This is a genomic window from Pseudomonas sp. 910_21 (genome assembly GCF_052850735.1).
Genome location: NZ_VXCY01000004.1, coordinates 357,431 through 371,403 on the forward strand (window position 1 = coordinate 357,431; position 13,973 = coordinate 371,403).

Sequence of the window (13,973 nt, forward strand, 5' to 3'; positions counted from 1 at the left end):
TAATGTTTGGTATCAGCTTCTCTGAACTGCTGCTGGTGGGCCTCGTGGCCCTGCTGGTGCTCGGCCCCGAGCGCCTGCCTGGCGCGGCGCGCACCGCCGGCCTGTGGGTCGGGCGCCTGAAGCGCAGCTTCAACGCGATAAAACAGGAAGTTGAACGTGAAATCGGGGCCGACGAGATCCGCCGGCAACTGCACAACGAGCACATTCTGTCCCTGGAGCAGGAGGCGCGGAAGATCCTCGCCCCGACCCAGCAGCAACCGACTCCGGTCGAACCGATAGCCGAGCAGACGAATCACTCGCCAAGCTCCGCCCCGGTAGCTGAAACGGTCCCTGTGAGCGAAGCGCCGCTACCCACGACGCCGGTTGCCGAGCCTGCGGCCCCGGTGGCGACACCCGTCACCACGGCCCCCCACGACCCCACTTTGCCGCCGCGAGCCCCATGAGCGATATCCCAGAGAACGACCAACACATGCCGCTGGTGTCGCACCTCACCGAGCTGCGTACCCGCCTGCTGCGCTGCGTAGCGGCGATCTTCATCATCTTCGCCGGGTTGTTCGCCTTCACCCAGCAGATCTACACCATCGTCTCCACCCCCCTGCGCGAGTACCTGCCGGTGGGTGCAACGATGATCGCCACCGACGTCGCCTCGCCGTTTCTCACCCCGCTGAAACTGACCATGATGGTTTCGCTGTTCCTGGCGATCCCGGTGATCCTGCATCAGATCTGGGGCTTTATCGCACCCGGGCTGTACAAGCATGAGAAGCGCATCGCGGTGCCACTGTTGGTGTCGAGCATCCTGCTGTTCTACATCGGCATGGCCTTCGCCTACTTCCTGGTGTTTCCGCTGATCTTCAAGTTCTTCGCTGCCGCCACTCCGGCCGGCGTGGAGATGATGACCGACATCACCAGCTACCTCGATTTCGTCATGACCCTGTTCTTCGCGTTCGGCGTGGCTTTCGAGATTCCGGTGGCTGTGGTGCTGCTGGTATGGATCGGCGTGGTCAACGTGGCCTACCTGAGGAAGATCCGGCCTTACGTGATCATCGGCTGCTTTGTGGTCGGCATGATTCTCACCCCGCCGGATATCTTCTCCCAGACCTTGCTGGCCGTACCCATGTGGCTGCTGTTCGAAATCGGCGTGCTGTTCGGTGGGCTGATCAGCAAGCGCGGCGACCACCCGGACGATGCGCCGGCTGACGATCACAACGACCAGCCGCCAGCGACCCAAGCGTGAACCTGCTGCTTCTGGAAGAGGCCGACTTCATCGCGGCCGACCTGGTGGTGCTGCGCGACCGGCGCCTGACTCACATGCAGGAAGTGCATCGGGTTGCGGTGGGCGACAGCCTGCGGGTCGGGCGTATCGGCGGGCTGATGGGCTCAGCCCGGGTGCTGCGCCTGGAACCCACCGAAGCCGAGCTGCAAATCACCCTGGACCAGCCACCACCGGCCAAGCTGCCGCTAACCATGGTGCTGGCCCTGCCACGCCCGAAGATGCTTCGTCGAGTGCTGCAGACCGTCGCCGCCATGGGCGTGCCACGGCTGGTGCTGGTCAACAGCTACCGGGTGGAAAAAAGCTTCTGGCAAACCCCGTTCCTGGAACCCGAGGCCATTCGTGAACAGCTGATTCTCGGCCTGGAACAGGCTCGCGACAGCGTGCTACCCGAAGTGGTCATCGAAAAACGCTTCAAGCCCTTCGTCGAGGATCGTCTGCCGGCCCTTAGCGCAGGCACCCTGGGACTGGTGGGTCACCCCGGCCAGTACCCACCCTGCCCTCGCGGCCTGGATGAACCGGTAACCCTGGCCATCGGCCCCGAAGGTGGCTGGATCCCCTACGAGATCGATCTGTTGGCCAAGGCCGGCCTGCAACCGGTGCAACTGGGCGAACGCATCCTGCGGGTCGAAACCGCCGTCACAGCCCTCCTCTCACGCCTGTTTTGAGCAAAGGCTCCGTGCCAGCCGGAGCTTTCGCCTGCAATATCAAATCGCCACCTACCTACAGAATCCACCGCTCCCGCCGATAGCCTATGGTTAAGCCCATATTGCTAAAAGGGAGTTCGCAGCATGTACCGTTGGCTAGCCAGGAACCTGGGAAATGTAAGCGTCAGCCGCAAACTCGGTATCGGCTTCGGCCTGGTACTGCTTCTGACCCTATTGATCACTGCCACAGGCTGGACCGGCCTGGGCCGAGTGATCGACCGTGGCGACAAACTGGGCAACATCTCCACGCTCTATGGCATGACCAAGGACCTGCGCATCGCCCGTCTCAACTACGAGATGCACCATGGCGACCAAGGCCCGGCGGCAGTCAACGACATACTCAAACAACTCGACGAAGGTCTACGGGCCGCCCGTGAGCAACTGCAGCAACCTGAAAGCATCGCCATGCTGGACCAGCAACTGAGCGCCGTGGCCGAATACCAGAAAGCCTTTGCCGACATGACCCGTGCCACCGCCAGCCGCGAGGCTGCCCGGGCCCAGCTCGGCGCCAGTGCCGACAATGCCGTGGCCCGGGTGGCCGAGGTCGAGAAATCGCTGCTGCAAGGCGACAGCGTGGCTCAGTTCAACAGCGTCATCGACCTCTCCAAACTGATCCAGCAGGCACGCTTCCAGGTGCGTGGCTACACCTACAGCGCCAAACCGGAAGCCAAGCAACCGGCCCTGGATGCCATCGATAACGCGCTGAACCACCTCACCAGCCTACCGACCCACCTGCCGGAGCAGCACATTGCCAACCTGCAGCAAGCCAGCGACTCGCTCAAAGCCTACCGAGCGGCCGTCAGCGGCTTCAGCGACGCCGAAGAGGCCAGTGCTGCCGCGCTCAAGCGCATGGCCGCCCAAGGCGACCGACTGATGGACCTGAGCAACCAATTGACTAGCGCACAGACCGCCAAGCGTGACAGCGATGCCAGCCAGGCCAAAAGCACCCTGCTGATCGCCACAGTACTGGCCTTGGTGTTTGGTCTGATTGCCGCCTGGGCCATCACCCGGCAGATCATCCAACCGCTGCAGCAGACCCTCAAGGCCGCCGAACGCGTGGCAGCCGGCGATCTCAGCCAGAACCTGGCGGTGGATCGCCGCGACGAGCTTGGCCAACTGCAGAAAGCCATGCAGCGCATGACCCTCGGCTTGCGGGAACTGATCGGCGGCATCAGCGACGGCGTGACCCAGATCGCCAGCGCCGCCGAACAATTGTCGGCCGTCACCGAGCAGACCAGCGCCGGGGTCAACAGCCAGAAGGTGGAAACCGATCAGGTAGCCACGGCCATGAACGAAATGGCCGCCACAGTGCAGGAAGTCGCGCGCAATGCCGAAGAAGCCTCAGAGGCCGCTGTAGCCGCCGATCAGCAGGCCCGCGAGGGTGATCGCGTGGTGAACGAAGCCATTGCCCAGATCGAGCGTCTGGCCAGCGAGGTGGGCCACTCCACCGAAGCCATGGGCCACCTCAAGCAGGAAAGCGACAAGATCGGCAGCGTGCTGGATGTGATCAAGTCGGTGGCCCAGCAGACCAATCTGTTGGCCCTCAACGCCGCCATCGAAGCGGCACGTGCCGGTGAAGCCGGGCGTGGTTTCGCCGTGGTTGCGGACGAAGTGCGCAGCCTGGCACAGCGCACCCAGCAATCCACCGAAGAAATCGCCGAGCTGATCGTCGGCCTGCAAAGCGGCACACAGCAAGTAGCCAGCACCCTGGACACCAGCCGCAGCCTCACTGACAGCAGCGTCGAACTGACCCGCCGGGCCGGGGGGTCGCTGGAGAACATCACTCGCACTGTGTCGGCCATCCAGGCGATGAACCAGCAGATTGCCGCGGCAGCCGAGCAACAGAGCGCCGTAGCGGAAGAGATCAACCGCAGCGTGTTGAATGTGCGTGATGTGTCTGAACAGACTTCATCGGCCAGCGAAGAAACCGCGGCCTCCAGCGCCGAACTGGCGCGGTTGGGGATTCACCTGCAAAGCCTGGTGGGGCGCTTCCGGGTCTGAATCGCTTCGCTGGCAAGCCGGCTCCTACAAGGGAATGCAGGAGCCGGCGAAGGCCTCACAGTACCTGGCGCAGGAAAGCCTGGGCCCGAGGATCTTTCGGCGCCGCGAAGAACACATCCGGCGCCGCATCCTCCAGCAGCTTGCCGTGATCGAAGAACAGCACCCGATCCGCCACTTCCCGGGCAAAGCCCATTTCGTGGGTTACACAGACCATGGTCATGCCTTCCAGGGCCAGGGTCTTCATCACGTCCAGCACTTCGCCGACCATTTCCGGGTCCAGGGCCGAGGTCGGCTCATCGAACAGCATGACCTTGGGCTCCATGGCCAATGCCCGGGCGATCGCCACCCGCTGCTGCTGGCCACCGGACAGGCGCGACGGAAACTCATTGGCCTTCTGCGCAATGCCGACCTTTTCCAGCAACGCCAGGGCCTTGGCCTCGCGCTCCTGCTTGCCACGCTTGCGCACCACTTTCTGCGCCAGGCAGAGGTTCTCCAGCACGGTCATGTGGGGGAACAGGTTGAAATGCTGGAACACCATGCCGACTTCCCGGCGATAGGCGTTCACATCGGTCTTGGGGTCGGTCAGTTGCAGGCCGTCGATGCTCACCGAGCCGGAATCGAACTCTTCCAGGCCATTGAGGCAACGCAAAAAGGTGGACTTGCCGGAACCGGACGGACCGATCACCACCAGCACTTCACCCTTGGCCACCTGAGTGGTGACGTTGTCCACCGCACGCACCACCTGGCCGCGGGTGTCGAAGACTTTTACCAGATCGCGAACTTCAATCACTTTGCGCGAGCCTCCGCTCAAGCCGACTGGCCATCTTCGACAGCGGCAGGTTGATCAACAGATACAGGCCCGCCACGCAGAACAGGATCTCGAACGGCGAGAACGAGGTGGTGATGACTTCCCGGCCGCTCTTGAGCAGCTCGGTGATGGCGATCACCGACACCAGCGACGTGTCCTTGACCAGGCTGATGAACTGCCCGGCCAGGGGCGGCAACACCCGTTTGAACGCCTGTGGCAGCACCACGTGACGCATCGACTGGCCGGCGCTGAGCCCCAACGAGCGGGCAGCCTCGTTCTGCCCACGGGTAATGGACTGCACCCCGGCACGGACGATTTCCGCCACATAGGCCCCGGTGAACAGCGACAGCGCGGCGATCCCGGCGAACTCCCGGGACAGGTTGAGCACCGTGCCGATGAAGAAATAGAAAATGAAGATCTGCACCAGCAGCGGCGTACCCCGCACCAGCTCGACATAGAGCGTCGACAGGTCACGCAGGGTCGGGTTGCTGGACAGCCGGCACAGGCCGGTGCCGAGGCCGATGAGCAGGCCCAACACCCCAGACACCACCGACAGCCACAAGGTAGTCCACAAGCCCCACAACAGGGGGCCCGCCGCCCAGTGCCGGGTCACGCCAATCACATCGCCTTCGGCCACGTCATCGCCGCTAGCCACCTGCAGGCTGCTTTCATCGACACTCAGATGCTGCTCGGCACCCGAGTCACCGCGCAGCGTGACTTGAGCCTTGCCGCCCTGGCGCACAACCTCGGCGACGGTGGAGATCTCCGCCGCCCGCTGGGATTCTTCGGCCTGGTAGGCGAAGTACTGGGGGACACGGTTCCAGCGCCATTCGTAGGACATCAGCGAGGTGGCGTAGTACAGGGCGCCGGCCAGGCCGATCAGCACCAGCACGGTCAATACGTGCCAGGGCCATTGGGCTTTCTTCTGTTTGTTCACTTTGCAGGTTCCAGCGGTTTGCAGCGGGGAGGTTCGGCAGAGCTCGGGCGGGCATCATCGCGAGCAAGCTCGCTCCTACAAAAACGCTGTACGCCCTGTAGGAGCGAGCTTGCTCGCGATCAACCGCCAATCAGTTGCCTGACGCCTATTCCATGTCCTTGAGCCACTCGGTGCTCTTGAACCACTTGTCATGGATGCGATCGTAGGTGCCGTCTTCGTGGATCTGGTGCAGGAAGTTGTTGATGAAGTTGATGCTGTCGTAGTCACCCTTCTTCAGGCCGAAGGCCAGAGGCTCATAGGTGAACGGCTTGTCGAGGAACACCAGTTTGCCATTACCCACCTTGTTCACCGCCACCACGTTGTACGGGGCGTCGTAGATAAAGGCGTCGGCTTTGCCGTTGACCACGTCCAGCACCGCTTCCTGCTCATTGTCGTAGCCGTGGTACTTGGCCTTGGCAATCAGCTTCTTGGCGACCATTTCCCCGGTGGTGCCCAGCTTGGAGGTGATGCGGTAGTCGGCGCTGTTCAGGTCCTTGTAGGACTTGATGGTGCCTTCCAGATCCTTACGGATCAGCAGCGTCTGGCCGACCACGATGAAGGGTTCGCTGAAATTCAGGCGCAGGTTGCGTTCCTGGGTCAGGGTCATGCCGCTGCCGATCATGTCGAACTTGTCGGTGAGCAGGGCTGGGATGATGCCGTCGTAGCCAGTGGAAACCATCTCCAGCTTGACCCCCATGGACTTGGCCATGGCCTTGAGCAGATCGACTTCGAAACCGATGATTTCGCCACGCTTGTTGGTCATTTCGAACGGCATGTAGGTCGGGTCCATGCCGACTTTCAGCGTACCGCGCTTGACCGCGTCATCGATGGCGCCGGCCTGGGCGGTAGTGACCGCCAGCATGGCGGCGGCGCCTGCCAGCAGCAGCGAAAGATACTTCTTCATCTCAAGTCCCCTGAAGCCATTTTATTGTGGTGTCTGCGCGCCGCGGGCCTGGAATGAAAATCTTCGGATATCAAGCCGTTGTCGATCACGCACAGAAATTTGCGGGAGCGATGCTAACGCACTCGGCCGTTTGCACAAGGATTTTTGTTGTTACAAGGGGGGATGCGGGGCTATTGGCAGCAGAAAGCAAAACGCCCTTGAGTGGAGGCTCAAGGGCGTTGGCTTCAGGCCGGTTGCGGCGCCGCCATCAGCGGCTGCAAGGGCAGCAGCGGCGCATGGGGGTCAGCATCCACCGACTGGCGCCAGGCGTCCAGCCAATCGCTGTGACCCTCGCTCCAGACTTGCTGGTGCAGGCGCCCCAGGGCCACCGGATCGCTCAACAGCGCCAGGCGCTCGCTGTTGTTCAGGGCCGCCGGGCCGACTTTCAGTGCATGCCGCACCCGCTCCTGGCGCAGCCATTCGATCGGCTCGGCCTGGGTGTGGCGGGATGTGGCCAGGGCATAGGCCAGAGCGTTCTGCTGCGGGTCCACCACGGCTCGGACAAAGCCGTCGTTGAGCGCATGCCAGCGGTTCTCGTGGGTGTACTGGTCGGTGGCCAGCAGCGCCTGGGGCGGAGCGTATTCCTCGGGAATCAGGAACAGACTCTCGTCACGGGACTTCAGGCCCAGACCGACACGACTGGAGATCACCGACACCGGGATCGACAGCATCAGAGAACCGACAATCGGCACCAGCCACCAGAGGAAGCTGGGGTTCAGCCAGATCACCAGCAGGGCCCAGCAGAAGCCCAGCAGGGTCTGCGGACCGTGGCGGCGCACGGCTTCACTCCACGGCGTGGAGTCGTCGTCACGTTGTGGCGAGTTCCAGGTCGCGGCCCAGCCGAGGAATGCAGCCAGCACGAAACGGGTGTGGAAAATCATCCGCACCGGCGCCAGCAGCATGGAGAACAGCATCTCCAGGAGCATCGACAGGGTCACCTTGAACTTGCCGCCGAACTCTTTCGCGCCCTTGGCCCAGATCAGGATGATGCTCAACAACTTCGGCAGGAACAGCAGCACGATAGTCGTGGAGAACAGCGCGATGGCCTTGTCCGGGTGCCACTGCGGCCACAGCGGATACAGCTGCCGTGGTTCGAGGAAGTACTGCGGCTCCATCAGGGTATTGACCGCCAGCAGAGCCGTGGACAGCACCAGGAAGAAGAACCACAGCGGTGCCGAAAGGTAGGACATCACCCCGGTGAGGAACACCGCACGGTGCACCGGGTGCATGCCCTTGACCAGGAACAGGCGGAAGTTCATCAGGTTGCCGTGGCACCAGCGACGGTCACGTTTGAGTTCGTCCAGCAGGTTAGGCGGCAGCTCTTCGTAGCTGCCCGGCAGGTCGTAGGCAATCCACACGCCCCAGCCGGCACGGCGCATCAGCGCGGCTTCGACGAAGTCGTGGGACAGGATCGCACCGGCGAAGGCGCCTTTACCGGGCAATGGCGCCAGGGCGCAGTGCTCGATGAACGGCTTCATGCGGATGATCGCGTTGTGGCCCCAGTAGTGGGACTCACCCAACTGCCAGAAGTGCAGGCCGGCGGTGAACAGCGGGCCGTAGACTCGGGTGGCGAACTGCTGCATGCGCGCATACAGGGTGTCCATGCCCGACGCCCGTGGCGCGGTCTGGATGATCCCCGCGTCCGGCGTGGCTTCCATCAAGCGCACCAGGCTGGTCAGGCATTCGCCGCTCATCACGCTGTCGGCGTCGAGCACCACCATGTACTTGTAGTCACCGCCCCAACGACGGCAGAAGTCGTCGAGGTTGCCGCTCTTGCGCTTCACACGGCGACGGCGACGGCGGTAGAAAATCTTGCCGAAGCCCTTGGCTTCCCGGCAGACATCCAGCCAGGCCTGCTGCTCGGCCACGCAGATATCACTGTCGTTACTGTCGCTGAGCACGAAGAAATCGAAGCGGTCCAGGTCACCGGTGGCCGCTACCGACTCGAAGGTCGCCCGCAGACCGGCAAACACCCGGGGCACGTCTTCGTTGCAGATCGGCATCACCAGTGCGGTACGTGCGTCCTTGGGAATCGGCTCGTTACCGGCGCTGGCCCCGGAGATGCGGTACTTGTCGTGACCAGTCAACAGCTCCAGGAAGCCCATCAACGCAGTCCAGAAACCCGCCGAGACCCAGCAGAAGAGGATGCCGAAAAGAATCAGGATGCTGGTTTGCAGGGCATAGGGCAGCACTTGGGTCGCGGTCTGCATCAGCGGCTGGTGCAGGACCTCTTCCAGGTCGACGAAGGACCAGCCTTGGTACGGCATGATGCCTTTCATGTACCAGCCGGCGACGATGGTCTGGCCGAGCATCAGCACCAGCAGGATGTAGCGACGGATCGAACCCACGGTGCGCCAGCGCGCAGCCGGCAGCACACGTTCGTCCTTCGGCGGCGCGGGCGGGTTGGTGCGCCCGGTCAGTCGCCGCCAGCCACGCACCAGGATATTGGTGCGCCACGGCTCCGGTACCACCTTGGTGCGGCGGATCGGCGGCGTGGCCTTGAGGCAGACCCGGCCTTCGGCGTCGACCGCAAGCATTTCCGCTTCTTCGAGTTCCGCGGCGGTGCTCAAGGACAGGCGCTGGCCCACCGATACCTGGGCGGCATCGGTTGGAGCGTCGAAGGTCGTTGACGACAAACGTTGGTGCAGTTCGCTGAAAGACTGGCAGCCCGCGAGTTCCGCGCGCTGCTGGTCCGACATCGGCAAGTGCGCCAGGTACTCGGCAAGAGACTCTGGCTGTAGTTGAGAGTTACTCATCGGCAGGCAACTGGTAGCTCCAGGTCTCGGTCAGGACTTGTTCAGTTTTAACCGGTTCCGGTGTGGCTGGGGCCGCCTCGGCAGCAGGCTGCTTGGCGTCTTTGTGGTCCTTGTCCTTGGCATTCTTGGCGTCTTTGGCCGGCTTGGCTTCAGTCTGCTTGGCCGCTGCCGCAGCGGCTTCCTTCTCCTTCTTCTCCTGTTGCTTGGCGGCGATCTTGTCGGCCTTGGCAACGGAGGAGTTGGAGTTAGGGGTCGAAGCCTTGACCGGCTCGGCTACCGGGATGTTGCGCACCAGCGCGGCACGCATCTCGGTGGCCTTGCTCGCATCCTTGATCTTCATCCGCAGGGTCAGGCGCCAGCCTTTGGTTTCCGGGTTGTAGCGAACGCTGTTTTCCACCAGCTCGGCGTTGTCGCCAACACTCACCTGGCTGCGAACTTCGGCGCTTTCCGGCAATGCCGCCAGGGATGGGCCTTCGAAGTCCACCAGGTAGGCAACGCTGCCATCAGGCTGACGGATCAGGTTGGATTGCTTGACGTCACCGGTGGAGCGCAGGGTCTGTTGCACCCAGGCGCTGTCGGGGGAATGCAGGGCGGCTTCGTCGATGGTCCAGTGCAGGCGGTAGGCATAATCCAGCGGCTGGCCTGGCTCAGGCTGCTTTTCCGGGTTCCAGAACGCCACGATGTTGTCGTTGGTTTCGTCCGCAGTCGGGATCTCTACCAGATCGACGGTACCTTTGCCCCAGTCGCCCTTGGGCTCGATCCAGGCGCTTGGGCGCTTGTCGTAGCGGTCATCGAGGTCTTCGTAGTGGCTGAAGTCACGGCCACGCTGCAGCAGGCCGAAACCACGCGGGTTCTCTACCGAGAAGTTGCTCACGGCCAGGTGTTTCGGGTTGTTCAGGGGACGCCAGATCCATTCGCCGTTGCCGGCATGGATCGACAGACCGCTGGAGTCGTGCAGCTCGCGACGGTAGTTGAGGACTTTTGACGGCTGGTTGGCGCCGAACAGGTACATGCTGGTCAGCGGGGCCAGGCCCAGCTTGCCGACCTTGTCACGCAGGAACACCCGAGCCTTGACGTCGACAATGGTGTCGGCGCCCGGACGCAGGGTCAGGCGGTAGGCGCCAGTGGCCCGTGGCGAATCCAGCAGGGCGTAGATCACCAGATGCTTGTCGGTTGGTTTGGGCTGTTGGATCCAGAACTCGCTGAAGCGCGGGAACTCTTCGCCGGACGGCAGGGCGGTGTCGATCGCCAGACCACGGGCGGACAGGCCATAAGTGTGGCCTTTGCCGACGACGCGGAAGTAGCTCGCGCCCAGCATGGTCATGATCTCGTCTTGCTTATCAGCCTTGTTGATCGGGTACAGCACACGGAAACCGGCATAGCCGAGCTTTTCGGTGGCCTTGGGATCGAACTTGACGTCGCCGAAATCGAAGCGATTCGGGTCGTACTTGATCTCGGATACGGTGTTGGCGCTGATCTCGTTGATCTTCACCGGCGTGTCGAAGTGCATGCCCTGGTGATAGAACGACAGCTTGAATGGGGTCTTCTGATCGGCCCATTCGGCTTTTTCGCTGAGGAAGCGGATTTTCTGGTAATCCGCAAACTTCATCTCACGGAATTCGTTCGGCAGGTTACTGCGCGGGGCCTCGTACTTCTGCCCGGCCAAGTCCTTGGCCTTGGCCGACACATCATCCAGATTGAATGCCATGAGTTGACCGGCGCCGAACAGGCAGACCAGCGCAGAGCCCGTCACCAGTGCGTTTCGTAACCGTTTGGCAAACAAGTTTGGTGCATTACAGGGACTAACAATCACGAGCAACCCTCGCCGAAAACAGATCAAAAAACCAACGGCCAGCTATCTATATGCCAGGTTGGCGAGCATTGTTCCGACTCCGATGGGGCTAAATGATTCCCCAAGCGGCCGTGGACAAGTCTCTACTAAAGTCAAAATGGACCAACGAACGCTGATCCCCGTAGCGCGCGATTATCTAGTAGCCCGCGTTACAACGCATCAGGGGTAACAAAGTATTTATCGCGAAAAACAGCAGTTTCCGGCCCAAATCGGTGGAAAAAGATGTTTCAGGCGCTTTCAGGTCTGTAACAGGAAGGTTACCGGGCCATCATTGACCAGATGCACCTGCATGTCCGCGCCAAAACGCCCTGATGCCACTTTGCTATGCAACTGTTGCGCCTTCGCTATCAGGTAGTCAAAAAGCTCCTCACCGAGTGCAGGTGGCGCAGCCGTGGAAAAGCTCGGACGCAACCCGCTTTTGGTGTCTGCCGCCAAGGTGAACTGCGACACCAGCAGCAGCCCGCCCTGCACATCCGTCAGGGACAGGTTCATCTTGCCTTCAGCATCGCTGAACACCCGATAGTTAAGCAGCTTATGCAGGAGTTTGTCGGCGCTGGCCCGAGTGTCCTCGGGCTCCACCGCCACCAGCACCAGCAAACCCTGGTCCACCGCACCGACTATTTCCCCGGCCACTTCAACCCGCGCGCCGGTTACGCGCTGCAACAGCCCCTTCATGCTTCTTCAGGCGGCAGGTCGAGTAGGCGGCGAGCCATCTGATCAGTGGCTCGTACCAGGGCGTCGGTGATGCCCGGTTCGGAGGCGGCATGACCCGCATCGCGAATCACCTGCAACTCGCTGTTGGGCCAGGCCTGATGCAGCTCCCAGGCGTTGTCCAGGGGGCAGATCACGTCGTAGCGACCGTGGATGATGACCCCGGGCAGATGGGCGATCTTGCCCATGTCGCGGATCAGTTGGTCGGGTTCGAGGAAAGCGTTGTTGATGAAGTAATGGCATTCGATCCGGGCAATCGACAGCGCCCGCTGCGGCTCGGAGAAGCGGTCCACCACCAGCGGGTTCGGACGCAGGGTCGCGGTGCGCCCTTCCCAACCCGACCAGGCCTTGGCGGCATGCATCTGGGCGATCTGGTCATTGCCGGTCAGGCGCTTGTGGAAGGCGCTGACCAGGTCATGCCGCTCCTCCAGGGGAATCGGCGCCACATAGTCCTGCCAGTAATCCGGGAACAGACGGCTGGCGCCGCACTGGTAGTACCACTGGATTTCCTGGGGACGGGCCAGGAAGATGCCCCGCACGATCAGGCCCAGCACTCGATCCGGGTGGGCCTGGGCATAGGCCAGGGCCAGAGTCGAACCCCAGGAGCCGCCGAACAGCACCCATTTGTCGATGCCCAGGTGCTGGCGAATCCGCTCCAGGTCCGCCACTAGGTCCCAGGTGGTGTTGTTTTCCAGACTGGCGTGGGGGGTGGAACGTCCGCAACCGCGCTGGTCGAAGGTGACGATGCGGTACAGGTTCGGGTCGAAATAGCAGCGACTCGCCCCATCACAGCCCGCGCCCGGACCACCGTGAATGAACACCACCGGCAAACCTTCCGGTGAACCACTTTCGTCGACATACAGCACATGGGGCTTGTCGACGGCCAGATCGTGCCGGGCATAGGGTTTGATCTGCGGGTACAAAGTCTGCATTACGCGCTCCGTGGAGGTCGGGTTCATCCCTGGTGGGACTTCATTTATTCTGCCGTTTGGCATCATAAACCCGAATTACGCAATGAGCATGTCCTTGAAGAAAACAGGGTTGTTCAGGGGATTGCGACGAGTCGCGCAGGGCGCTTGGCGAGCAAGCTCGCTCCTATATAAAGGCGTGCATCCGCGGTAGGAGCCAGCTTGCTGGCCAAAGCAATGTCAGCGGTAACGCTCCTGCCCCCAGGCCAGCAGCCCCTGCAGCAATGCCTTGAGCACCACCTGGGTCGGTGCCGCCAGGTCCTCGCGATAGCGGAACGGCTCGAACTCCTCCATATAGGCGCTCTGCGCCAGTTCCAGTTGCACCGCATGAATGTGCTCGGCCGGGTTACCGTAATGCCGGGTGATATGCCCCCCCTTGAACCGACCGTTGAGCACGTGGGTGTAATCGCCATGGGCGGCGCAGATGCTCTCCAGACGGCTGGCCAGTTGCGCATCGCAGCTGGCGCCGTTGAAGGTGCCAAGGTTGAAGTCCGGCAGCTTGCCCTCGAACAGATGAGGGATCAGCGAACGAATGGAGTGGGCATCGAACAGCAAGGCATAGCCGAACTCGGCCTTGAGCCGCGCCAGCTCCTCTTGCAGGGTACGGTGATAGGGCCCCCAGACCTGCTCCAGGTATTGCTGCCGCTCTTCTTTGGACGGCGCCTGCCCTTCGACGAACAACGGCTCGCCATCGAACAGCGTCGCCGGATACAGGCCAGTGGTAGCACCGACGTACAGCGGTTTGTCATCGGAAGGCCGGTTCAGGTCGATGACGAAACGCGAATATTCGGCCGCCAGGGTGCTGGCCCCCAGCTCCTCGGCGAACTGATACAGCCGTGGAATGTGCCAGTCGGTGTCCGGCAGGCTTTGCGCCTGTGGAACCAGACCGGCCATCACTGCCGGCGTCAGGCGCGTACCGGCATGGGGCATGCTGATCAGCAGGGGCACCCGGCCTTGTTTGAATGTCAGAACCTTATCCAC

At 62.3% G+C, this 13,973-nt stretch carries 12 protein-coding genes and 1 pseudogene; 5 read left to right on the forward strand and 8 right to left on the reverse strand.

All coding sequences use genetic code 11. The features are described 5' to 3' along the window. Nucleotides 1–2: 2 nt before the first annotated feature. From tatB to FW796_RS15350, 5 genes and pseudogenes are all read left to right on the forward strand, one after another. The gene (tatB, locus tag FW796_RS15330) at nt 3–443 is read left to right on the forward strand and encodes a Sec-independent protein translocase protein TatB (RefSeq protein WP_346634452.1); all 441 of its coding nucleotides are present in this window, start codon (nt 3–5) and stop codon (nt 441–443) included. Then, nucleotides 440–1,234: a twin-arginine translocase subunit TatC gene (gene tatC / locus FW796_RS15335; protein WP_123724103.1), complete on the forward strand. Its 795-nt coding sequence runs from the start codon at nt 440–442 to the stop codon at nt 1,232–1,234. Before tatB ends, tatC begins: the two co-directional genes overlap by 4 nt. Further along, the gene (locus tag FW796_RS15340; RefSeq protein WP_123724104.1) at nt 1,231–1,938 is read left to right on the forward strand and encodes a 16S rRNA (uracil(1498)-N(3))-methyltransferase; all 708 of its coding nucleotides are present in this window, start codon (nt 1,231–1,233) and stop codon (nt 1,936–1,938) included. The genes tatC and FW796_RS15340 overlap by 4 nt, the downstream gene beginning before the upstream one ends. 123 nt (nt 1,939–2,061) lie before the next feature. Then, nucleotides 2,062–3,120, forward strand: a pseudogene (locus tag FW796_RS15345) (methyl-accepting chemotaxis protein); the annotation flags it as partial. Between the two features lie 144 nt (nt 3,121–3,264). Next, nucleotides 3,265–3,978, forward strand: a complete 714-nt coding sequence (locus tag FW796_RS15350) for a methyl-accepting chemotaxis protein (protein ID WP_370511284.1) — start codon at nt 3,265–3,267, stop codon at nt 3,976–3,978. Nucleotides 3,979–4,033: 55 nt separating this feature from the next. Here the strand turns inward: FW796_RS15350 and FW796_RS15355 are convergent, their stop codons facing one another. The 8 genes from FW796_RS15355 to hutG all read right to left on the reverse strand — a co-directional run bounded on the left by FW796_RS15355 (nt 4,034) and on the right by hutG (nt 13,973). After that, complete coding sequence (locus FW796_RS15355; protein ID WP_446439526.1) at nt 4,034–4,768, reverse strand: amino acid ABC transporter ATP-binding protein; 735 nt, start codon at nt 4,766–4,768, stop codon at nt 4,034–4,036. Beyond that, complete coding sequence (locus tag FW796_RS15360) at nt 4,761–5,723, reverse strand: amino acid ABC transporter permease (protein WP_346634449.1); 963 nt, start codon at nt 5,721–5,723, stop codon at nt 4,761–4,763. Before FW796_RS15360 ends, FW796_RS15355 begins: the two co-directional genes overlap by 8 nt. Nucleotides 5,724–5,868: 145 nt before the next feature. Further along, complete coding sequence (locus FW796_RS15365) at nt 5,869–6,666, reverse strand: transporter substrate-binding domain-containing protein (protein ID WP_015633853.1); 798 nt, start codon at nt 6,664–6,666, stop codon at nt 5,869–5,871. Nucleotides 6,667–6,890: 224 nt separating this feature from the next. Beyond that, a complete protein-coding gene (gene mdoH, locus FW796_RS15370; protein ID WP_446439527.1) occupies nt 6,891–9,461 on the reverse strand; it encodes a glucans biosynthesis glucosyltransferase MdoH in 2,571 nt (856 codons plus the stop codon). Continuing rightward, the gene (locus FW796_RS15375) at nt 9,454–11,274 is read right to left on the reverse strand and encodes a glucan biosynthesis protein G (protein WP_346634447.1); all 1,821 of its coding nucleotides are present in this window, start codon (nt 11,272–11,274) and stop codon (nt 9,454–9,456) included. The genes mdoH and FW796_RS15375 overlap by 8 nt, the downstream gene beginning before the upstream one ends. 276 nt (nt 11,275–11,550) lie before the next feature. After that, nucleotides 11,551–11,988 (reverse strand): D-aminoacyl-tRNA deacylase, encoded by a 438-nt coding sequence (gene dtd, locus FW796_RS15380; protein WP_346634446.1) that lies wholly within the window; start codon nt 11,986–11,988, stop codon nt 11,551–11,553. After that, nucleotides 11,985–12,956 (reverse strand): prolyl aminopeptidase, encoded by a 972-nt coding sequence (gene pip / locus FW796_RS15385; protein ID WP_346634445.1) that lies wholly within the window; start codon nt 12,954–12,956, stop codon nt 11,985–11,987. The genes dtd and pip overlap by 4 nt, the downstream gene beginning before the upstream one ends. Nucleotides 12,957–13,172: 216 nt before the next feature. Continuing rightward, nucleotides 13,173–13,973 carry an N-formylglutamate deformylase gene (hutG, locus tag FW796_RS15390; protein ID WP_404938089.1) on the reverse strand — a complete coding sequence of 267 codons (801 nt, stop codon included), beginning with the start codon at nt 13,971–13,973 and terminating at the stop codon, nt 13,173–13,175.

Excerpts from the sequence above, each read along its gene's own strand:
- FW796_RS15350 (WP_370511284.1), top strand. The coding sequence starts at position 3,265 with ATGAACGAAATGGCCGCCACAGTGCAGGAAGTCGCGCGCAATGCCGAA.
- dtd (WP_346634446.1), bottom strand. The coding sequence starts at position 11,988 with ATGAAGGGGCTGTTGCAGCGCGTAACCGGCGCGCGGGTTGAAGTGGCC.
- tatB (WP_346634452.1), top strand. The coding sequence starts at position 3 with ATGTTTGGTATCAGCTTCTCTGAACTGCTGCTGGTGGGCCTCGTGGCC.
- pip (WP_346634445.1), bottom strand. The coding sequence starts at position 12,956 with ATGCAGACTTTGTACCCGCAGATCAAACCCTATGCCCGGCACGATCTG.
- FW796_RS15365 (WP_015633853.1), bottom strand. The coding sequence starts at position 6,666 with ATGAAGAAGTATCTTTCGCTGCTGCTGGCAGGCGCCGCCGCCATGCTG.
- tatC (WP_123724103.1), top strand. The coding sequence starts at position 440 with ATGAGCGATATCCCAGAGAACGACCAACACATGCCGCTGGTGTCGCAC.
- mdoH (WP_446439527.1), bottom strand. The coding sequence starts at position 9,461 with ATGAGTAACTCTCAACTACAGCCAGAGTCTCTTGCCGAGTACCTGGCG.